Genomic DNA, 21,507 nt, shown 5'->3' on the forward strand with positions numbered 1-21,507 from the left:
TTCACTGGCACACCGACCTTCATGCACGGGCGAAACGCTTAGGAACGCTGGCGCCGTCGGTAGCTGATGCCGTCGAGGCCCACAGCGATGATCAGGACGATACCCACCGCCATGAGCTGGAAGTAGGAGGAGACGCCGATCATCACCAGGCCACCCTGGAGGATAACGGCCAGTGCCGTGCCCCAGACCGTCCCCAGGATCGAGATGCGGCCGCCCTCAAGCAGCGTGCCGCCGATGACTGCCGCGGTGACCGCGTTCAGTGCGTCGTTGGCGTGGCCATTAATGCTCGTGCCGGCGAAGTGCGCGATGCTGATCAGGCCCGCGACACCCGCGAGAGCGCCCGCAGTGATGGCGAGGCGGAGCAGATGCTGCTTCACCTTGATACCGACCCTCTCGGCGGACGGCCGCGACGAGCCGATCGCCAATGTGCGCATGCCGAATCGCGTGTATCGCACGATGAAGTAGAGGACGGCTGCCACCAGCAGCGCGATGATCGTCGGAAGCGGGATCGGACCGAGTGCGGCGAGGCCGAATCCGGACTGGATCTCCACCGGCAGCCCGCCAAGATCGGCGCCGCCGCTGATGATGTAGGCGAGCCCCATTCCGATTCCGAGCGTTCCCAGCGTCGCAATCAGCGCGTTCATACGCGCGTAGGCGATCAGCAGGCCGTTGACGAGCCCGAATATCGCCCCCGTGGCGATCGCGGCGATCGCTCCGGCTGTGATGCCGCCCCCAAGGCTTCCCGTCGGCTCTCCCGTCAGCGTCGGCTGCACGATCGCCTTCATGACGGTTGCTCCCACAACAGAGGAGAGCACGAGGTTGGCCCCGAGCGAGAGATCGAACACGCCCGCGCCGAGCAGCATCGTGAGACCGAGCGCCAGGAGGAGGGCCTCCGTGCCGGTCAGTAGAAGGGACTGAATGCTCGGGAGGGAAGCGAAGAGCCCCCCGGTCAAGACGGTGAAGAAGATGAACAGGACGACGTCGAGGATGAGGATCTGTGTCGCTCGCGCGGAGAGTACCTTCACCCACCACGGCTTCGGCTTCGTCGCGCGGGTGTCGATCGTGCCTACGGGCGTCGTCTTCCAGTCGGAGGTCTGGGTGCTCATGCCGCACTCTCTTCCTTGTAGCCGACCATCGTCGCAACGACCTCGGGAACGGTGAGCTGGGACGCAGGCTGGTCGAGGACCGTTGCACCGCGCCAAAGGATGACGACTCGGTCGGCGAGCGCGAGGATTCGGGGAAGATCGTGCGATACGACGACGACTCCGATTCCACGATCGGCGACTCGTCGCATCAGGTCGCACACGAGCTCCGACTGCCGCGCGCCGAGCGCCGCGGTCGGCTCGTCGAGAAGAACCGCGGTGCGAGAGCGCATGACTGAGCGGGCGACCGCGACCGCCTGTCGCTGACCACCCGAGAGGTCCCGGATCGGGACGGCGAGGGAGGGCAGCGCGATGGACAGCTCGCGGAGGGCGGCATCCGTCCGCTCTTCCATGTCCTTCCGGTCGAGGACGCCGAAGAGTCTGCCGGGGAACCCTGCGATTCTCTCGTCGCCCAGGAACATGTTGTCGACGACGCTCAGGTCGGGCGCGAGCGAGAGATCCTGATAGACGGTGTCGACTCCGAGTCGCTGCGCATCACGAACCGAGGTCATCTCGACGGGCTGATCGTCGACGATGACCTGGCCGTTGTCCGGTCGGTGACTTCCCTGCAGGATGCGCAGGAAGGTCGACTTGCCGGCGCCGTTGTCGCCGAAGAGTGCCACGATCTCGCCGCGATGCGCCGTCAGCGAGGCATCGCGAAGTGCTTGAACGTGTCCGAACTGCTTGCTCACGTGTTGCGCAGCGATGGCGATCCGCGAGGACTCGCCAGCTGACGGCACCGGCTTGCTCGCGGCGGGCTCCGCGGCATCCGGCTCGGGTACTGAGGTTGCGCTCATCGCGCGCTCCTTTGCACGTCGTGGAGGCGAATCGCCCCCGAACCTCACTGTTTCGAACGATTAAAGCGCCTCTTGACCTCGAACGCAATAGTTTTCCGAAGCTTCCAAGCCCTTACGCCGTCTAAGAGACGACTTTTCCGATCGATTCGGCCTGGATGCCCTCGGAGGCCGACCCAGGCGACCTCAATCTTCTCTAATTGTTTGTTTCTCGAATGATTCGAGCACGATTTCTGCAAGATTCATCAGAAGAACTTGACATTCGCGAGTGTTTGGATGCATGTTTGCACCGACGACCGCTCGGTCGCCGCGTTCACGAAGAGGTGGCATGCGATGTCTCCTCCTTCACAGCACCCGAAAGTCAGGAAGACATCATGAACGGCTATCACCTTCGCCTCGCCGGCGTTGTGGGGGCAGCTTCCCTCGCGCTCAGCCTGGCGGCTTGCACCTCCGTCCAGACCGGCTCGCAACCCAGCGGATCCGCCGGTGCGACGGACATCACCATCGCCGGAGTGTTCGGCAACACCTTCGATCCGTTCTGGACGTCGCTCGGCTGCGGCGCCGCTGCGCAGGCGAAAGAGGCGGGGGTGACCTACAAGGAGTTCGCTTCATCGTCGGCCGACACCACGGCATTCGACCAGAGCTTCAACTCTGCGACGCTCATCAATCCCACTGGCATCCTCGTGAATCCGCTCAACCCGGATCAGTTCGTCAGCCAGTACCAGACGCTCATGCAGAAGGGCGTTCCCGTCGTCACGATCAACGGGTCGACGCCGCCCGCCCAGTACAAGATCGTCGGAACGGATGTCGAGAACCTCGACTTCCTCCCCGATCTTGTCGACCTCATCCCTAAGGATGACGGCAAGCTGGCGGTCATCGACGGCGTTCCCGGCCTCGTACCCGTCACGAGCCGCCTCGATCCCGTCGTGAAGGCGATCCTGGACGGCCGGCCCGGACTGACAGCACTCGAGACGCAGTACACAACCTTCGACACAGCGAAGGCGACGCAGGCCGTGAACTCGCTCATCGTCGGAAACCCCGACCTGCGCGTGATCGTCGCCTCCAACGGTCCTGACGGCGCCGCCACTGCAGCGGCCGTGAAGGCTGCGGGCAAGGCAGGCGAGATCGCCGTCATCGCGCTCGACGCCACACCGCCCGAGGTCGCGGCACTCAAGGACGGCACGATCACGGCGCTTGTCGCGCAAGCCCCGAAGAAGATCGGCGCCGAGCAGGTCAAGACGCTCGTCGACTACCTGTCCAGCCAGAACACGGCCGCCGCGATCGAGCCGAGCGAGGATAAGGTCGGCGTGCCGCAGAAGCTGCTGACCAAGGACAACGTCGACGACCCCGACAACAGCGACTGGGTCTACACCGCCGAGTGCAAGTAGTTGAACCATGACGACTGGCGGGGTCATGGTAGGGGCCCCGCCAGTCGTTCGTGTCATTCTCGACGAAGTCTCAACCCGGGTGACATGCTCTCTGCTGCTAGGCGCGCGAGGCGTCTGCGGGTTCCACGTTTATTGATGCGAACTCCCCCAGGGAGCCCACGATCGTTTGGCCCACCAGTCCGTAGAACCAGTCGAGCGCACCCGCGTGCTGTGAGCTGTTCCGGCAATAGAGCTTGATCTCGATTGGCGACATCTCGAACGGGAGCTCGCGCAGAACGATCGGCCAGTCCGTGGCCCAACCTTGGGCGATCGTGTCGGGGATGGTGGCGATGAGGTCATTCCGCCGCGCCAACAGCGGAAGCAACGCAGCGAAATGCTGAACCGTGATCGGCGCATCCCGGACACGTGCACCCGGACGATCCTGGGTCACTTGTCGTACCTTCCTCAAGGTGCTCGATCCGCGGGCCGCGCGCCCCTCGTGCGCACTGCGCGCAACGGGATCCCAATGTGCTCGCATTGCTCTCCAAGCGGTCCCGGCCGCGGCGCTCCTTGCTCACCGGCACATCGGTCGTGCGGAGTGCGGTGACCGTGGAGTAACGCAAGCCCGGAGCGCCAGCGGAGGGCTGAGGCTACGCCGCGAAAGCGCCGCACTCCGGGCGGCCGATGTGCGACACTGTCGAAGGAGCCGTGGTGCGCTTCGGTAACGACGTCGTCGAACAGTAGGCATCCGCAACCACTCCAGAACAACCTCGCGCGGCATCCGAACTTGCCCACGTTTTGCCCACACTTGCGAGAGAACGACCCCGATTCGCCGTCATCCACGCACGTCGAAGAACCCCGAGCTTCCGCGTAATTCCGCGGTTTTCGGGCCTGTTCGTCGTTGGCGATCAACAGCCAGATCGGATTCGACTCCCGCCGTCGCGTCTACATCCAACGCTCGCGAGGTGCGGGTCGGGGCCGTGCAACACGACCCCGACCCGATTCAACGCGGACCTGTAGTGCTGGGAATCAGAACTCGTCTTCCCAGAGCGTCAGCGTCAGCGTCGACGAGTAGGCACCCGGGGTGACGTGCTTGTCGGTCTTGAGCGTCAGATCGGCGGTCGCCTTCCATTCGCCGGTGGGGCGTGCGTCGTTCGAGTCCAGCGCCAGCGCGAGGAGGTCGTTGTCGACGACACCGACATTGTTGGGGTCGGTCTGCGGGTCGAGCACCGTGCCGACCTCGTCGCCGGGGGCGACCTCCCCGTTGCCCTCGGTCAGAAGACGGGGCGACCAGCCGAGGTGACCGGCCGTGATCGACGCACCGCCAGGGCCCGCGAAGTCCGACGCCTGGCCCGTGACGTACCAGAACGCGCCTGCCGGCACCTCTTCGCGGTCGTCCGTGACCGTGACGGTCGGCAGCGTGCCGGTGAACCGGCGCACCTCGGGGTCGGCCGACGTGCTCTCGGTGAGGGTCGACGCGTTGGAGTCGACGGTCATCGTCAGGGCGCCGACAGGAGGGAGTGCCTCGATGTTGACGTTGACGTCGACGTCGCCGTTGTCCAACTCGTCGGCGATGGCCGCGCCCGCCGCGCCGAGCAGCAGCAGCCCGCCGAGCGCACCAGCCGCGGTGCGGGCGATGAGTACCTTCTTGTTCATTCCATTCTCCAATCCCCGGCCGGCTTCCGTCCGGACCGAACTGGCGAGCGACCGGACCATCCGGTCGTCGGGTCTCGCAGGGGCTTCAGCGGATGCCGAACGCGACCCTGCGTAAGTGGTGCAGCACATGCGCATCGGTCGATGGTGAGGGTGCCTGAGGTCCGCTGCGGACCTCAGGCGCCCCACCGGCTCAGTTGCAGCTGCGCGCTGCGTACGCCGCCTCGACAGAGGTCTCGACGGTGTCACCACCGATCGCCGCCGTCGCATCCGCAGACACGCCACCCGCCGCGACGCTCGCGGCCCGAGTCGAGAACGCATTCGCCACGCTCTTACCCGGCGCGACCGTCACAGACTTCGAACCGTAGCCAGACTCGACCGACACTGACACGGGGACATCCTCGTTATTGGTCGCGACAGCCGTCACCACGACCTTCCCGGCAACACACCGCGTATCAGCCGACAACGAGACGTCCAACGACGGCGCCTGGACCTTCGCCGTGAGCAGACCCGGCCGATAGGGCAGGAGGCCGTAGTCGCCGCCGGACTGCGGATCGCGACCCTGGTAGAGGAGCTGCAGGTGGCAGGCATCGATGGTCATCGTCTGGTCGGCATTCGTGCGGATCAGTTCGCCGTGGCTGATGTCGTTGGTCCAGGTCGCGCCGCTGTTCGCCTTGCCGGCGAAGGGGCTGCTCTCCGTCGCCGCCTGCGGCGTCCAGGTGCCGTCGAGGCTGTCGGCGGTGAAGGACCGGAAGTAGCGACCGTTCGCGCCGATCGCTTCGACGATCATCAGGTACTGGTCCTGTCCCTGCACCTTGTAGACCTGAACCGCCTCGAACAGCTTGTTGGTGGTGTCGCTCAACACGACCGTCGACGCGCTTCCGAAACTGCCGGGGAAGTTGCCGATCGGCATGCTCGCGCGATAGATCTTGCCGTTGTCGCCGGCGAAGAACAGGTACATGTTCGTGTCATCGCCGATGACGGCCTGGTCGATCGGTCCGGTCCCGGAGTTGGTGATGCTTCCGGTGAACAGCGCACTCGGTGCTGACCAGCCGTTGGCGTTGGCCGGGTCGTGAGAGGTCCGGTAGATGAACGGCCACTGGCCCCACTGGTAGGTCAGCACCCAGATGTCCTTGGGCGCGAAGTAGAAGAGCGACGGCGCAACCGTGGAGCTGGTCATCGTGTTCTGCGTGGCGGTGGCCATGTCCGACCAGTCGTCGAAGAGGTTGAAGTTCATCGAACCCCATGACGTTCCCGTGTTGTGCGTGGTCGCGTAGACGAGATGCTGGCCGTTGTACTCGACGGTGGTGAAGTCCTTGAGCGAGACGTAGCCGGCCTTGGGCGTGGCAAGCGGCCCCGTGGACGTCCAGTCGTACGTCTCAGGGAGCTGACACGACGCGGATGCACTGGTCGACGCGGCGGCGCCGGTGCTGGCCGGTTGTTCGTCCGCTGCGGCCGGGGTCGAGACCGCCATTGCGGCCGCCAGGGCCACGACCGCGCCTAGACCGATTGAACGGAAACTGAGGGCTGTCTTTGCTCTCATTCTGAATACTCCTCACATTGTCCATCGGACGCAAATTGTCCGTACCGCGCCGGAGTCGAGCAAGACACACCATTGTCTGTCAGCGCCACTATTCACCGACATGACTTGGCGTGTCGATTGTGCTTCGCTTGCGTGAGATCGACGGACTATGTCGAATTCTCCGAACATCGATGTTTCCGCTAACAACCGGGCGGGCAATACATTCCTAATGGCACCGACCGAGCGTGTCAACCATTGGCTTATCGCTTCGGCGTCCAGGGTCGCCGAGCTTGTGTGACAGCATTTGGAGATGCGCAGAACGCGCACTCATTACGGGGGCGCGGGCTTTTGTCTCATCCTGCAGGCGCACTAATTCGGGTGATGTTCCCTTGCAGCGAGCGGCTACGAAGCAACGTCGTACTCGTCGTCGGCCGCGACAAATTCATGCGCATCGGTCGGCGGTGAGGGTGCCTGAGGTCCGCTGCGGACCTCAGGCACCCCGCGGGCTCAGTTGCAGCTGCGCGCGGCGTACGCCGCCTCGGCAGAGGTCTCGACGGTGCCACCGCCGATCGTCGCCGTCGCGTCCGCCGACACGCCACCGGCTGCGACGCTCGCAGCTCGAGTCGAGAAGGCATTCGCAACGCTCTTGCCCGGCGCGACCGTCACAGACTTCGACCCGTAAGCCGACTCGACCGACACCGAAACGGGAACATCCTCGTTATTGGTCGCCACCGCGGTGACCACGACCTTGCCCGCAACACACCGGGTGTCAGCCGACAACGAGACATCCAACGACGGGGCCTCGACCTTCACGACCCTCAGATGCGCCAGCTCGTAGCTCAGGGCACGCTCCGGCGCGTCGATCTGGTTCTGCGACCCGAATCGTCCTGCACGCGCGGACTGAGCCTTCGCGAGGACACCCTCCATTGCAGCCCAGGCGGCGGCAGGATAGTCGGCTTCGTCCAGCGTGTCCGCGTAGGTGATCGCCGCATCCAGATCGCTGGTGTCGAGCGCCTTGTTCTGGGACGTGAGGACATCGCTGAGCAGGAAGTCATCGAAGTCGACGTGCCCGCCCGTCTGCTGCGTCGCGTAGTTGAACAGGCCGACCCGGTGACCCATGAAGTGCGTGAGCGCACCATCCAGCGCTTGCGGCCCGACACGGTTTCCGAGCTTCGTCCACGTGAGACCGTCGAGGCTGTAGTAGAAAGTCGTCCACAGCTGCCCCGTCGGATTGTTGAATTCGAGGTCCGCCTTCACGTGGACTTCGGTGGCGTCACCAAGAGATGCCGTTGTCCCCGGGATGAATGCCTCGATTGCCGCCTGATCGATCGTCGCAGCAAAAGGAAGCGAGCGGTTGACAACGCCCACAGTGTTCACGCCGCCGACACGCTTCACGGCGACATACGAGAAGCCACGGTTGTACGCCGCGAGACCCGCGACATCCCCATTCTTCATCTGCGAGATGTCCATCGTCGTCTCGACGGATTGTCGCGGTCCGAAGGTGCGTTGGGAAAGCGTGTTGCGCGCTTCTTCGAGGTACGTGAGCTCATCCTTGCCCGAAAGCTTCGCGTGCGTGTACGCACCCGTGACGACCTTCCCAGTCGTCAGCCGGAGCCAACCGTCACGGTCGGTGAGCGACCAGTAGCGGTTGTCGGGAGCGTGGTTCCACTCCCACTGAAGGCCGAGCTGCGATCCGTTCGGCGCGATCTCGTCAGCGTTCGGGTACTCGACACTCGGAGTGCTCCCGATGATCGAGACGTCGTCCACCCAGTAGTCGACCGACGACGACGCAGGCTGCGGGTTCGCCCACGGCGTCTCGATGGCGAACTTCAGGTTGTTGACATTCGCGGTCGTCGGGAGCGTGTACTTGCCCGTGACCGTCGCCCACTGGCCGACGGGGACATTCCCCGAGGACATGACCTGCACGCCCGTACCCCAATCCGCCGCGAGATTGAAGCGGATCGTGCTGGGGCCGCTCTCGTACCGGATCTTCGCAGACACGGTGTAGGTGACTCCCGGCTGAAGCTTGCCATTCAGCTGCTGGTTGGGGCCGGAACCGTTGAGAGTCCGATTGCTGACCTTGAGCGCCGCGGCGCCGCTTGCGGGATTCGAGGAGTCCGCCGCGATCGTCGCGCTGTACTGCGCACCCCACGGCGCGGTGGTTCCCGATTCGAATCCGGGGTTGGAGAGCAGTTCCACGCCCAGAAGAGAAGGGTCGTAGTTCGGCGCAGGGGGGATCGTCCAGTTCTCGTCCATGTACGCGCGGTGCGGCGCGTCGTTGTCGAAGTCGTCCGAAGCAACGAGGCTCTTCTGCTGCTGGAACCGCTCGTCCTCAGGGCTGAGCACGATCGGCTTCTGGAAGGAGCCGTCGACCGGCACCGACCCGTTGTTGCCGAAGGTCGGCCATCCGTCAGTCCATGTCGCCGGGATCAGACCCGGCGTGCGGCCGATCGGGAAGTTGTCCCGGAAGAACATGCCCCACCAGTCGGTGCCGCCACCCGCGCGCGAGATCGGCACCAGGCTGCCCTGGGCGAAGCCGTTGGAGTTCAGAACGCCGCGAGCTTCGTACGGGTTGCTGCCGTCCACGGTCGCGTATCGTCCGAGCAGCGTGTCGGAGCGGAAGAGCGCTACCTGGCGTCCGCTCGACGGCCAGGTGATGATCACGATGTAGTACTTGCCGTCGATGTACTGCACCTGTGCACCCTCGAAGAGGCCGCCGAGGAACGACGCACCCGGGTAGTCCGACGTCCTCAGGATCTGGGGGTATTCGGCGACAACCGTCTTCATGTCCGCACCGAGCTTCACGGCGCTCGTAGAACCGGAGCCGTAGAAGATGTACGCGCTTCCGTCGACGTCGAAGAAGAGCGAAGGATCGTGGTAGGCGCGGCCAAGAGGAATGCGCTGCCACGAACCCCCGTCGACGTCGTCCGTCACGTAGAGGTACGACCCGCCGAGGTTGTTGGTGTTGAAGACGACGTAGTACTTCCCGTCGTGGTAGCGGATCGACGAGGCCCACTGACCCTGACCGTAGGAACTCTGGCCATTGCGCAGCGAGAAGGCGTCGCCGATGTCGGCCCGGTCGAACACGTAGTTGACGATCTCCCAGTTGACGAGATCGTAGGACTTGAGGATCGGCGCGCCGGGGCTCAGGTGCATCGTCGTGCTGATCATGTAGTAGATGTCCCGGCCTTCGTCGTTCTCCGACGCCGGGACCCGTTCGACAGACACGTCTGGAACGTCCGCGTTGAGCATCGGCACGCTGTACGTGCCGTCCTGGTGATCGGTGGACGTATAGGACGGATCAGGATTCCACTCATCCGCGGCGGATGCCGCCTGGCCGGCCCAGATCAGGCTCGCGCCCATCAGAACCGCAGCGGTCGCGGTCGAGACGGCGCGGACCACACCGCGGCGCCTTCCGTCAACTGATACAGAGCGTCCCCTCGACGCCTCTCCGGCACTCCGGACTTGCATTCCAGCTCCTTTGCCGCACAGCGAGACCCGAGGGCCGCACTGCCCATTGATCGATCAACCAGGACGAGGTGTGAGCGCTAACGCTCACTCACGCTTCTGGATGTTATCGCTCACAGTCAGCAAGGGTCAATGTCTTTCCTATGACGGAATCCAACCGGCTGCCGGTCGTTGCCCACACTCGCGGGACAGGTCGGTCAGACCGTGATCCGGTCCGCGCGCGAGTACACGTTCATCGAACGCCCACGAGAGAACCCGACGAGGGTCAGTCCCGAGGACTCAGCCAGGTGCACCGCGAGCGACGAAGGCGCGGACACCGCGGCGAGCGCGGGTATACCGGCCATGACCGCCTTCTGAACCAGTTCGAAGCTCGCCCGGCCGGAGACCTGAAGCACGGTCCGCCTGGCCGGGAAGCGGCGCTGCAGCACTGTCCATCCGATCACTTTGTCGACCGCGTTGTGTCGCCCGACGTCCTCGCGCAGCACGAGCATCTCCCCCGAATCGGCATCGAACAGGGCCGCCGCGTGCAGCCCGCCGGTCTTGTCGAAGACATCCTGACCTGCCCGCAGCGCCTCGGGCAGGCCCGCCAGCCACATCGCGTCGAATCCGACGGCATCCATCCCCGGATCGAAGCGGGACGTCTTGGCCACCTGCTCGATCGAGGCGGTGCCGCAGACCCCGCACGAGCTGGTGGTGTAGAAGTTGCGCGCGATGTCGAGGGCTGCCCGCGTCACCTCGGGTGCGAGCATGACGTCGAGCACGTTGTAGGTGTTCTGACCGGAGGCCCCATCGGAAGTCGTCGCACCGGAGCCGGGACCGCCGCAGTGGATGGCCGAGCGGAAGTCCTCGCCTGACGCGATGACGCCCTCCCCCGCGAGAAAGCCCGCCGCGAGCTCGATGTCGTGGCCCGGCGTGCGCATGGTCACGGTGAGCGGTTCGCCGCTCACGCGGATCTCGAGCGGCTCCTCGACGGCGAGTGTGTCGGGCCTTCGGCGCACGGCAGCGCCGGCCTCGTCGAAGACGATCCGTGTGACGGGGCTGCGCGCGGTGAGGCGTCCCATTCAGCCTCCGATCGCGTTCATGCCGCGAGCGGGCTGGAGGAAGGAGGGGTCGTTGATCGCGTGGCCGGGGAGTTTGCCGCGCACGCAATCCCGGAGCATCGTGTCGATCGCGGCGTCGAGGCCCGTTCCCCGGCGGCTGCGCAAGACGGGAAGAAGGTCGAATTCAGCCGCGGAGAACAGGCAGTTGCGCAGCTGCCCATCGGCAGTGAGACGCAGGCGGTCGCAGTTCCCGCAGAACGGCGCGGTCACCGATGCGATCACGCCGACGCTGTGCGGGCCGCCGTCCAGCAGCCAGCTCGCCGCGGGTGCACCGCCTCGCGTGCTCACCGGCGTCAGGGTCCACCTCCGCCGGAGGTTCTCCAGGATCTCAGCCTGTGTCACCATGCGCGTGCGATCCCAGGTGTGCCCGGCATCCAGGGGCATCTGCTCGATGAAGCGCATCTGGGCGCCTTGTGCGATCGCGAAGTCGACCAGGTCTGCGAGTTCGTCGTCGTTGACGTCGCGCATCGCGACGGCATTGAGCTTCAGAGGACGAAGAGGGGATGCCGCAGCCGCAGCGATCCCGTCGAGGACGTCGTTCAGCCGGTCGCGCCGGGTCAGCGTGAAGAAGCGGTCGCGCCGCAGCGTGTCGATCGAGATGTTCAGCCGGGTCAGTCCCGCGTCGACCAGCCCGGGCAGAGCGCCGCGCAGCCCGATGCCGTTCGTCGTCATCGCGATCTCGACCGGCCGACCGCCCGGCGTCGTCACGGCGGCAAGGCGGCCCACCACATCGACGAGGTCCGCGCGAAGAAGGGGTTCTCCACCGGTGAGACGGAATGTCGTGATGCCATCGGCGGCCGCGACGCGGGCGATGCGCTCGATCTCGTCGAGCGAGAGGATGCTCGTGCGTGCGAGCCACTCGTTCCCCTGCTCCGGCATGCAGTACGTGCAGCGCAGCGAGCAGCGGTCGGTCAGTGAGATCCGCAGATCACGGTGGACGCGCCCATGCGTATCGATGAGCGGCGTTCCGATGGCGGACCGCGCGGCGTCTGCGACATGCGATCGCGACGAAGCACGCCGCCCGATCGTCACTGAGACCGCGCTCACTGGGGCCGACCCATCAGCGTCGGTGCTCGAGCCGGACGATGACGCCCTTCGACGTGGGAGTGCCGCTGACGTCGGCCACCGAGTCCAGTGGCACCAGCACGTTCGTCTCGGGATAGTAGGCGGCCGCATTGCCCACCGGCGTGCTGTACGCGACGATGCGGAACTGCTCGGCGCGACGCTCCTCGACGGACCCGTCGGGACGCGTCCACTCGGAGACGAGATCCACGATCTCATCCGCCGCGAACCCGAGCCGTCGGATGTCCTCGACGTTCACGAGCACAACGCGCCGGCCGTCGTGGATGCCGCGGTAGCGGTCGTCCTTGCCGTAGATGGTCGTGTTGTACTGATCGTGCGAGCGGAGGGTCTGCAGCAGCAGGCGTCCTTCGGGGATCGTCGGGTACTCGAGCGGGTTCGCCGTGAACCGCGCCTTGCCGTCGACGGTGGCGAACCGCCGCTCGTCCCGTGGTCCGTTGGGCAGGAAGAACGTCCGGCCCTTCTGGATGCGGTTCTCGAAGTCCTCGAACCCCGGAATCACCCGTTCGATGTGGGTGCGGATGAGCGCGTAGTCGGTCTCGAGGGCGTGCCAGTCGGCGTGCGGGACGTTGGCGCGATCGCGACTCGCGTGCACGGGCTCGTCGTGCGGTTCGATGGCGCCGTGCTCGGGAAGTCCTCGCTCAGGGTCACCGCGGTGTGATCGCGTGCCCATGGCCTGCGAGTGGTCGTCGCCGAACAGGCGCCCGCACAGCCGTGCGACGATCGCGACCTCGCTGAGCAGGTCCTCGGACGGCGGTGCGAGGCGTCCTCGCGATGCGTGCACCGCCCCCATCGAGTCTTCGACGGTCACGCGCTGCTCGGCACCACCCCGGCGGTCTCGATCGGTTCGGCCGAGCGTGGGGAGGATGACTGCGCGACGCCCCGTCACGGCGTGCGAGCGGTTGAGCTTCGTCGACACGTGCACCGTGAGATCCACGCGGGCCATCGCCGCCTCGACGACCGCGGTATCGGGCGTTGCCGAGACGAAGTTGCCGCCCATCCCCATGAAGAAGCGCACTCGCCCGTCGCGCATGGCTCTGATCGCCTCGACCGTGTCGAATCCGTGGGCGCGCGGAGACGTGAACGAGAACTCGCGGTCGAGGGCTTCGAGGAATTCCTCCGCCGGCTTCTCGTAGATCCCGACGGTGCGATCTCCCTGCACGTTCGAGTGGCCGCGCACGGGGCAGACGCCCGCCCCCGCGCGGCCGATGTTGCCCTGCAGCAGCAGGACGTTCACGACGTCGCGGAGGGTCGGCACCGAGTGCTTGTGCTGAGTCAGGCCCATCGCCCAGCACACGATCGTGGACTTCGAGACGCGCACCTCCTCGCCGATCTCGCGGAGGATCGTCTCGGGGATGCCGGTGGCCGTGACGAGCTCGGACCAGTCGGCATCCGCCATCTCGCGACGGTAGGCATCGAACCCGCTCGTGTGCTCGGCGATGAAGGCGCGGTCGATCACGCCGCCGTCCCGCTCCTCGGCCTCGAGCAGGTACTTGCCGATCGCCTGGAACAGCGCCTGGTCGCCGCCGGCGCGGATCTGCACGAATCTGTCCGCGATCTTGGTGCCGCCGAACGCGACGCCGCGCGCCGTCTGCGGGTTCTCGAACCGCATGAGCCCCGCCTCGGGAAGCGGGTTGACCGCGATGACCCTGCCCCCGCGCTGCTTCGCCTTCTCGAGCGCCGACAGCATGCGCGGATGGTTCGTGCCCGGGTTCTGCCCCGCGACGATGAGCAGGTCCGCCTCATGGATGTCCTCGATCGAGACGGTGCCCTTGCCGATGCCGATCGTCTCGGTGAGAGCGGATCCGCTGGACTCGTGGCACATGTTCGAGCAGTCGGGCAGGTTGTTGGTGCCGACCCCGCGCACGAGCAGTTGATAGAGGAATGCGGCCTCATTGGACGTGCGTCCGGAGGTGTAGAACACGGCCTCGTCCGGGTGGTCGACGGCTCCCAATTCGTCCGCGACGACCTTCAGTGCGTCGTCCCACGAGATCGGCCGGTAATGGGTGGCGCCCTCGTCGAGGATCATCGGATGCGTGAGACGGCCCTGCTGGCCGAGCCACCAGTCATCGTGAGCCCGGAGGTCGTCGACGGAGTGGGCGGCGAAGAACTCGGGTCCCACTCGCCGCACCGTCGCCTCCTCAGCGACGGCTTTCGCGCCGTTCTCGCAGAACTCCGCGAGATGACGCTTGTCCTCCTCGGGCCAGGCACAGCCTGGGCAGTCGAACCCGTCCTTCTGGTTGACGCGCATGAGCGTCTGGACCGAGCGGGTGACGCCCATCTGATCGTTCGCGATCTGCAGCGCGTGGAGCACCGCCGGCACTCCCACGGCGACCTTCTTGGGCCGGCTGAGGTGCAGACGCGTTTCGTCGATGTCGTGTTTCGGGGGCTTCGTCGCCATGCCACGAGGGTAGGTCGCGCCGCCTGCAGCGAAAGCGGCTCCGGGCTTCCTGCGCACGATGAGCCGGATCGTGGTGGCGCAGTGGACGACGTGCGGGTATGATCCGCCGCCTGAGGACTCCGCGCCTCGTTCTCAGCTCCGCGCGGCGAGGCGACGTGCGGCGGCATCCACGGCGAGCGAGAGAGGCGGACGCGGCTCTTCGCCGAGGGTCGCGAGGATGATCGGCAGAGCGACATCCACCGGCACGATCTCCGCCACCTTCACCCCGATGCTCGCTGCAGCCTTCGGAACGGCGGAGGCGGGAACGACGCTGACCCACTCTCCGGTGCGCGCCAACGCCAGCAGAGCCTCCACCGAGTCGACCTCGACGCGCGGGCGCAGACGGATGCCCAGCCCCGCGAGGGCATCGTCGAGAATCTGCCGCCCACGCATTCCCGGCTCGAGCACGCACACGGGCATCTGCTCGAGACGCGAGGCATCCATGGTGTCTCCGAGATCGGAGCGCGTCGCCGCGCCGACCACCACGAGCCGGTCTGTCTCGACGAGGATGTGACGGATGTCGTCCGTCGCCGCGGAGGGGTGGAGAAGGCCCGCGTCGAGCTCGAACGAACGCAGCCCGCTGATCACCTGCTCCGAAGTCAGTCCTGTGATGAGGCGGACCTGCAGCTCAGGATGAGTGGCGCACAGCTCAGCGAGGACGCGAGCGGCCAGCGCCACGCCTGAGGGGATGACTCCGACGCGGACGACGCCGTTCAAGCGTCCTGAGGCGCTTGTCACCTCGTCTTTGAGCGCCTGGTGGTCCGCGATCATGCGCCGCGCCCAGACGAGCACGGCCTCCCCTTCCGGTGTGAGTCCCTGAAAGGAGCGCCCGCGTCGCACGAGCGGCACGCCGAGTTCGATCTCGAGCTTCCGGATGGACTCGGAGAGCGCGGAGGCGGATACGAAGGATGCCGCGGCAGCACGTCCGAAGTGCTTCTCACGGGCGACCGCGACGAAGTATTCGAGCTGGGTGAAAAGCATCCGGCACCTCCGTTCCCCCGCGATCGACGCCCCGCTGCGGGCAATCATCTCAGCCCGAACCCTAGCCCTGCTGCTCTTCCTCGGCGGGTGGCCCGACCTACCTGTTCCCGGCCACGCTCGCCGCGTCCGGCGTCGGTTCGACGCCTCTGCGGGCAGCGCTGTCTCCCTCGTCGGATTTCTCGACGTGGTTCAGCGCGGGGTGAGGTGGCCCAGGTGCCGCGCGAACTCCTGCGCGAATCCGCGCAGCTCGTCGGCGAGCGCGGGGAGATTCTCCGGCGGCATGCGGAACGCGGGAGCGGTGACGCTCAACGCGGCGACGACCGAGCCGTCGGTCGCGAAAACGGGGACCGCGACGGCGTTGGTGTGGTCCTGCCACTCGGCGAGCGCACTCCCCCATCCCCGCTCGCGGACGACCGCCAGCTCGGCACGCAGCGCGTCGGGATCGGTGATCGTCGTGTCGGAGAAGCGCTCGAGCGAGCGGCTCACGGCATCGAAGGTCGCTTCCCCCGCGAAGGCGAGGAGTGCTTTGCCCGACGAGGTCGCGTGCAGGGGCGTGCGCTGGCCGACGTACTGGTCTCGTACGGCGACGCTCGACGTGCCCGTGGTCTGGGCGATGTTCACGGCGGCGCCATCCACGAGAATCGCGACGTTCGAGGTCTCGCCGAGCTGAGAGGTGACCTCGTCGCAGATCTGCTGGGCCTCGCGCGCCAGGTCGATCCGCAGAGCGACCGCGCCCGCGATGCGAAGAGCACCCGCTCCGAGGGAGTAGGTGCCCCGATGCGTCTCCTGCACGACGAAGCGCCGCCCCTCGAGTGTGGCGAGGAGGCGGAAGGCCGTGGAGCGGTGGACGCCGAGCTCGCGGGCGATCGCGCTCACACCAGTGGGTCCGTTGTCGGCGAGGATCTCGAGGATCTGGAGGACGCGGTCAGCGGCCTGCACGGCGGAAGTCTCGCCCGCGGGCGGCGTCGTCTCGGCACCGGGCATCGCGTCCACGCTCACGTCCCAAGTCTAGGTGCGGCCTCCGCGGCGAAGCGCCGGCGCGAGGTGTGTCAGCCGCACTCCCCGCACCGGCGCGTTCACCCGCGATCACCCGCGCAGCCGGGTCATTTCCGGATCGAAGAGCGGCTCAGCGGCGATGGTCGCTGCGACCCGCGTGCCGAAGTAGTCGATCTCGACGGCATCCCCGACAGCCGTCGTCACCGGCAGCCACGCGTAGGCGATCGGGCGACCGACGGTGTAGCCGTACGCCGCGCTGGTGACGTAGCCGACGGGTTCTCCCCTGACGTAGACGGGCTCCTTGCCGAGCACGATCGAGCGGCCGTCGTCGATGGTGAGGCAGCGGAGGCGCTTGACGGATGCCGCACCCCGCGCCTCGAGACGGTCGCTCCCGACGAACCCGGCCTTGCCCGCCTTGACCGCGAATCCGAGTCCAGCCTCGCCGGGCTCGTGCTCAGTGGTCATGTCGGTGCCCCACGAGCGGTAGCCCTTCTCCAGACGCAGCGCGTTGAACGCCGCCCGTCCGGCCGCGACGATCCCCGATTCCTGCCCGGCCTCCCACAGCGCGTCCCAGAGGAAGCGGGCGGTGTCCGCCGACGTGTACAGCTCCCACCCGAGCTCGCCGACGTACGACAGGCGCAGGGCGGTGACGGGCACGCCCGCGATCGACACCTGCTTGCCGCGGAAGTACTTCAGGCCGTCGTTGGTGAAGTCGTCGGCCGACACGCGCGAGATGACCTCGCGCGCGAGCGGGCCCCACAGGCCGATGCACGCCGTCCCGCCGGTCGTGTCGCGCACGCTCACCCACTGCGACGGGTCCTGCTCGCTCTGGTGGCGCGCCTCGCGCTCGAAGTGGACGAGGTCGACGTTCCCGTTGGCGCCGACCTGGTAGGTCAGTTCGTCGAGGCGCGCGACCGTGATGTCGCTGCGGATGCCGGCCGCCTCGTCGAGGAGCAGCGTGTACGTCACGGCGCCCGGCGCACGCAGCATCTCGCCGGTCGTGAGCCGCTGCAGGAGCGTGCCCGCACCGGGACCCGACACCTCGAGGCGCTTGAGCGGAGTCATGTCGTACATCGCCACGGCGGTGCGCGTCTTGTACGCCTCGACGGCCGCGATCGGGGAGGAGAACTTCGCGGCCCACGGCTCGCGCTCGGGCGGGGTCCACTCCTCGGGCAGCTGGTCCAGGAGCGCCGCATTCGACTCGTACCAGTACGGTCGCTCCCAGCCGCCACCCTCCAGGAAGTACGCCCCGAGCGCCTTCTGCTGCTCGTAGAAGGGGCTCGTGCGAAGACCGCGCGGCTCCTTCTTCGGCTCCAGCGGGTGGAGGATGTCGTACACCTCGACGAAGTTGCGCTCCGACGTCGTCTGCACGTACTCGCGCGTGCGCTGGGCTTCTTCGAACCGGTTGAGGTCGGCATCCCCGAGGTCGATGTCGGAGTGCCCCTGCGTCATCACCTGCGCAACGGCGCGAGCGATGCCGGCGGAGTGCGTGACCCAGACCGCCTCGGCGATGAAGAAGTTGTCGAGCGCGCGCGCCTCCCCGACGAGCGAGCCGCCGTCGGGAGTGAACGAGAAGATCCCGTTGAACCCCTTCTGGATCTGCGCGCCCCTCGTGTCGGGCAGCAGCTCCTGAGTGGCCTGCCATGCCGGCGCGAAGTGCTCCGGCGTGAAGGCGAGGCTCGAGGGCATCTGCTCGGCGGTGATCGTGTCGGACGAGTACTCGTTGAGCGACCTGATGTCGACCGGCATGGGGTCGTGGTCGTAGGAGCCGACACCGATCCGGTCGCCCCACTCGCGGAAGTAGAGGTCGCGGTCCTGGTGACGGAGGATGGGCAGCGATGCGCCGGCGGGGAGCTCGTTCCTCCCCTTGAGCACGTCGAGCGGCGTCGTCCAGGCGTACTGGTGGGCGAGCGGGATGAGCGGCACCTGCAGGCCGATGAGCTCACCGATCGCCGGCCCCCAGAAGCCCGCCGCCGAGACAACGACATCGGCCGGGATGCGCTCGCCGCCGTCGACGAACACGCCGGTGACCTTGCCGCCCGACGTGTCGATGCCCGTCACCGTGGTCGCGTCGCGGTACTCGACGCCGGCGGCGCGCGTGCGCTCGATCAGCAGAGCGTTCGCCTGCACCGCGAGCGCGATGCCGTCGCGCGGCGTGTAGTAGGCGCCGAGCACGAGGTCCTCGTCGATGAGCGGGTAGAGGCGCTTGGCCTCCCCAGGATCGATGACGCATCCGACGTGGCCGCGTGAGGCCGCCCAGCCGGAGCGACGGTGCAGCTCGGCCAGCCGCTCCGGGGTCGTGGCGAGTTCGAGGCCGCCGACGTGGTTGAACGATCCTCGGCCGTCGGCGGTCTTGAGGCCGCTGAACTTCTCGATCGTGTACAGCGCGAACTCGGTCATGCTCTTGGAGCCGTTGGTCGCGAACACGACGCCGGGCGCGTGCGAGGTGGAGCCGCCCGGGAGGTTCAGCGGGCCCTTCTCGAGCACGAGGGTGTTGGTCTAGCCGCGCTGGGCGAGCTCGTCGGCGATGTTGACGCCGACGACGCCGGCTCCGATGATGACGACTCGGGGTGTGGTTGCCATTGTCCTTCTCGAATCCTGACTAGTTGAAGACGATCGTGCGGTGGCCGCGGATGAGGACGCGGTGTTCGCAGTGCCAGCGCACCGCGCGGGACAGCACGAGGGCCTCCACGTCCTGGCCGAGAGTGGCCATGGTCCGCGGATCGGCGGCGTGCGTCACGCGCTGCACGTCCTGCTCGATGATCGGGCCCTCGTCGAGGTCGCCCGTCACGTAGTGCGCCGTCGCGCCGATCAGCTTGACGCCGCGGTCGTAAGCCTGGTGGTAGGGCCGTCCGCCCTTGAACCCGGGCAGGAACGAGTGGTGGATGTTGATCGCCCGGCCCGACAGATCCCGGCACAGCTCGTCCGACAGCACCTGCATGTAGCGGGCCAGCACCACGAGGTCCGCGTCGTACTCGTCCACGAGAGCGCGCAGGCGGTGCTCGGCCTGCGCCTTCATCTCGGACGTCACGGGGACCACGATGAACGGCAGGCCGGCGGCCTCCGCCATCTGTCGCAGGTCTTCGTGGTTCGACACGACGGCCACGATCTCTCCTCCGAGCGTGCCGCCGCGCCAGCGGAAAAGCAGATCGTTGAGGCAGTGGCCGGACTTGGAGACCATCACGAGGATGCGCGGGGGCTCGCTCGTGTGGAAGGCGAACTCCATCTCGAACGGCGCGGCGACATCGGCGAACTCCGACTCGAGACGCGCGATGTCGATGCCTTCGCTGCCTGAGAACGACGTGCGCAGGTGGAAGACGTCGAGGTGGGCGTCGTCGAACTGGTGGTGCTCCTGGATGTTGAAGCCGCGCTCGTAGAGGAAGCCGGTGACCGCACGCACGATGCCGGGCGCCTGCGGGCAGCTGAGCGTGAGCACGACCGGTGACGCGGTCGGGGCCTCGGTGGGCGAGGCGGTTACGGACGTGAGGGTCACGAGAACTCCTTTGTTCATCATCGATGTTGTTGCGTAGTACGCACACTGTGCATGATGTGCAACTATTATCCGACGTTTCGGACACCGACGCAAGTGTCCGACGTCGACGAAATCGCCTGATCAAGGCATGAAGGCGCCGCACTCGCACACCTGGAACGGTGACGAGCGCGGCGCCCTCGGCGTCGGCGGCGGGCTCAGCTCCGCTCGGAGACAGGCTCACCCGCGTCGGCTGAAGATGCCGCGGGTTGCACGTCATCGCCGACCGCCTGCTTCGGCGGGATCACCTTGGCCGAATGCAGACCGTTGGACGACGCCGACGTGCCGTTCACGGCCTTCCCCGGCGTCTGCACGACGGGGATCGACGCGGTGCTCAGGGTGAACGGCTCACCCGCGTGCGTCTCGACGCCGACAGCTGGCCGTCGGTGAGGCTCGGCGCGGCGAGGATGGCGCCCACGATCAGCAGCGCGCCGCCGAGGCCCGAGAACGTCAGGGCGCGCAGGATCGTTCGCGGCGTCGTGCGGCGCGGGTTGTGGGTCTCCTCCGCCAGTTCGCTCGCCGAGTCGAACCCGACCAGGACGTACGCCGCCATGAGCGACGAGGCGAGCCACGCGAACAGGTAGGGATCCGTGCCGACGCGACCCGTCGTCGTGAACAGCACCGACGCGTCGCGCTGCGGGAGCAGGAACAGGATGACGATGAGCACGATCGCACCGAGGATCTCGACGAGCACCCCGAACGACGTGATGCGCGCCATGAGGCGCACGCTGAGGATGTTCACCGTCGTCGTCGCGACGAGCATGATGAGGCCCAGCACGATCGCGTTCGCCGCACCCGTGGGCGAGGCGATCGAGGGGTCGGCGCCGGGCCCGCCGACGATCTGGAAGCCGTCCCAGATCGCGGGGAGCACGGCCTGCACGGCGATGGCGGCGACCGCGACCGTGATGACCTGGCCGACGATCATCGTCCAGCCCGTCATCCAGCCGAAGACCGTGCCCGCGAGCCGGCTCGACCAGTGGAAGATCGCCCCCGAGATCGGCCAGCGGGCCGAGAGCTGCGCGAAGTTGAGTGCGACGAGCAGCTGGCCGACGAAGACGGCCGGCCACGTCCAGAAGAACGCCGCCCCGCCGAGCCCGAAGCCCAGCGCGAACAGCTGGAACACGGTCGTGAGGATCGACACGAAGGAGAACCCTGCAGCGAACGACGAGAACGACCCGACGCCGCGGTGCAGCTCCTGCGTGTAGCCGTGGTCGGTGTCGGCACCGGCGGGATGGGGTGAGGATTGCCGAGCGGTCAATGCCATGGCGGGCCCTTTCGAACGACCTGAGGAGTTCGGTCCGACTGGCGATGGAGCCCGATACCTGTCGACCGATAGTTATCGTGGTCAAGTCCCGTGGCGTGGTGTCATTCCGTTGCTTCCTGAGGGTGGGTGGTGGTCAGGCGGTGAGGTAGAGCTCGGGACGTGCGGGCTCGG

At 66.9% G+C, this 21,507-nt stretch carries 14 protein-coding genes and 1 pseudogene; 1 reads left to right on the top strand and 14 read right to left on the bottom strand.

The window, feature by feature from the left end:
* Positions 1–38: 38 nt before the first annotated feature.
* Complete coding sequence (locus ACH3VR_RS22555; RefSeq protein ID WP_397558592.1) at positions 39–1,106, bottom strand: ABC transporter permease; 1,068 nt, start codon at positions 1,104–1,106, stop codon at positions 39–41.
* On the bottom strand, positions 1,103–1,939 hold the full coding sequence (locus tag ACH3VR_RS22560; RefSeq protein WP_397558593.1) for an ATP-binding cassette domain-containing protein: 837 nt from the start codon (positions 1,937–1,939) through the stop codon (positions 1,103–1,105). Before ACH3VR_RS22560 ends, ACH3VR_RS22555 begins: the two co-directional genes overlap by 4 nt.
* Positions 1,940–2,310: 371 nt before the next feature.
* On the opposite strand from ACH3VR_RS22560, the gene ACH3VR_RS22565 reads away from it, so the two are divergent.
* Positions 2,311–3,324: a sugar ABC transporter substrate-binding protein gene (locus ACH3VR_RS22565; protein WP_397558594.1), complete on the top strand. Its 1,014-nt coding sequence runs from the start codon at positions 2,311–2,313 to the stop codon at positions 3,322–3,324.
* Between the two features lie 97 nt (positions 3,325–3,421).
* On the opposite strand, the gene ACH3VR_RS22570 is transcribed toward ACH3VR_RS22565, so the two are convergent.
* The 12 genes and pseudogenes from ACH3VR_RS22570 to ACH3VR_RS22625 form a co-directional block, all read right to left on the bottom strand.
* Positions 3,422–3,754, bottom strand: a complete 333-nt coding sequence (locus ACH3VR_RS22570; RefSeq protein ID WP_397558595.1) for a type 2 periplasmic-binding domain-containing protein — start codon at positions 3,752–3,754, stop codon at positions 3,422–3,424.
* Between the two features lie 578 nt (positions 3,755–4,332).
* A complete protein-coding gene (locus tag ACH3VR_RS22575; protein WP_397558596.1) occupies positions 4,333–4,959 on the bottom strand; it encodes a hypothetical protein in 627 nt (208 codons plus the stop codon).
* Between the two features lie 190 nt (positions 4,960–5,149).
* Positions 5,150–6,448: a non-reducing end alpha-L-arabinofuranosidase family hydrolase gene (locus ACH3VR_RS22580; protein WP_397558597.1), complete on the bottom strand. Its 1,299-nt coding sequence runs from the start codon at positions 6,446–6,448 to the stop codon at positions 5,150–5,152.
* 537 nt (positions 6,449–6,985) lie between these two features.
* Positions 6,986–9,880 (bottom strand): beta-xylosidase family glycoside hydrolase, encoded by a 2,895-nt coding sequence (locus ACH3VR_RS22585; protein WP_397558598.1) that lies wholly within the window; start codon positions 9,878–9,880, stop codon positions 6,986–6,988.
* A 263-nt stretch (positions 9,881–10,143) separates the two neighbouring features.
* Positions 10,144–11,007 (bottom strand): formate dehydrogenase accessory sulfurtransferase FdhD, encoded by an 864-nt coding sequence (fdhD, locus tag ACH3VR_RS22590; protein WP_397558599.1) that lies wholly within the window; start codon positions 11,005–11,007, stop codon positions 10,144–10,146.
* Positions 11,008–12,093 (bottom strand): GTP 3',8-cyclase MoaA, encoded by a 1,086-nt coding sequence (gene moaA / locus ACH3VR_RS22595; protein ID WP_397558600.1) that lies wholly within the window; start codon positions 12,091–12,093, stop codon positions 11,008–11,010.
* Between the two features lie 13 nt (positions 12,094–12,106).
* A complete protein-coding gene (locus ACH3VR_RS22600) occupies positions 12,107–14,527 on the bottom strand; it encodes an FdhF/YdeP family oxidoreductase (protein ID WP_397558601.1) in 2,421 nt (806 codons plus the stop codon).
* A 132-nt stretch (positions 14,528–14,659) separates the two neighbouring features.
* Positions 14,660–15,547: a LysR family transcriptional regulator gene (locus ACH3VR_RS22605; RefSeq protein WP_397558602.1), complete on the bottom strand. Its 888-nt coding sequence runs from the start codon at positions 15,545–15,547 to the stop codon at positions 14,660–14,662.
* 189 nt (positions 15,548–15,736) lie between these two features.
* Entirely contained in the window at positions 15,737–16,546 is an 810-nt protein-coding gene (locus ACH3VR_RS22610; RefSeq protein ID WP_397558603.1) for an IclR family transcriptional regulator, read from the bottom strand.
* An 87-nt stretch (positions 16,547–16,633) separates the two neighbouring features.
* Positions 16,634–19,126: pseudogene (locus tag ACH3VR_RS22615) on the bottom strand (GcvT family protein).
* 19 nt (positions 19,127–19,145) lie between these two features.
* A complete protein-coding gene (gene purU / locus ACH3VR_RS22620) occupies positions 19,146–20,036 on the bottom strand; it encodes a formyltetrahydrofolate deformylase (RefSeq protein ID WP_397558604.1) in 891 nt (296 codons plus the stop codon).
* Positions 20,037–20,406: 370 nt separating this feature from the next.
* Positions 20,407–21,336 carry an APC family permease gene (locus ACH3VR_RS22625; RefSeq protein WP_397558605.1) on the bottom strand — a complete coding sequence of 310 codons (930 nt, stop codon included), beginning with the start codon at positions 21,334–21,336 and terminating at the stop codon, positions 20,407–20,409.
* Between the last annotated feature and the right edge of the window lie 171 nt (positions 21,337–21,507).

Source organism: Microbacterium alkaliflavum (assembly GCF_044325405.1).
GTDB lineage: Bacteria > Actinomycetota > Actinomycetes > Actinomycetales > Microbacteriaceae > Microbacterium > Microbacterium alkaliflavum.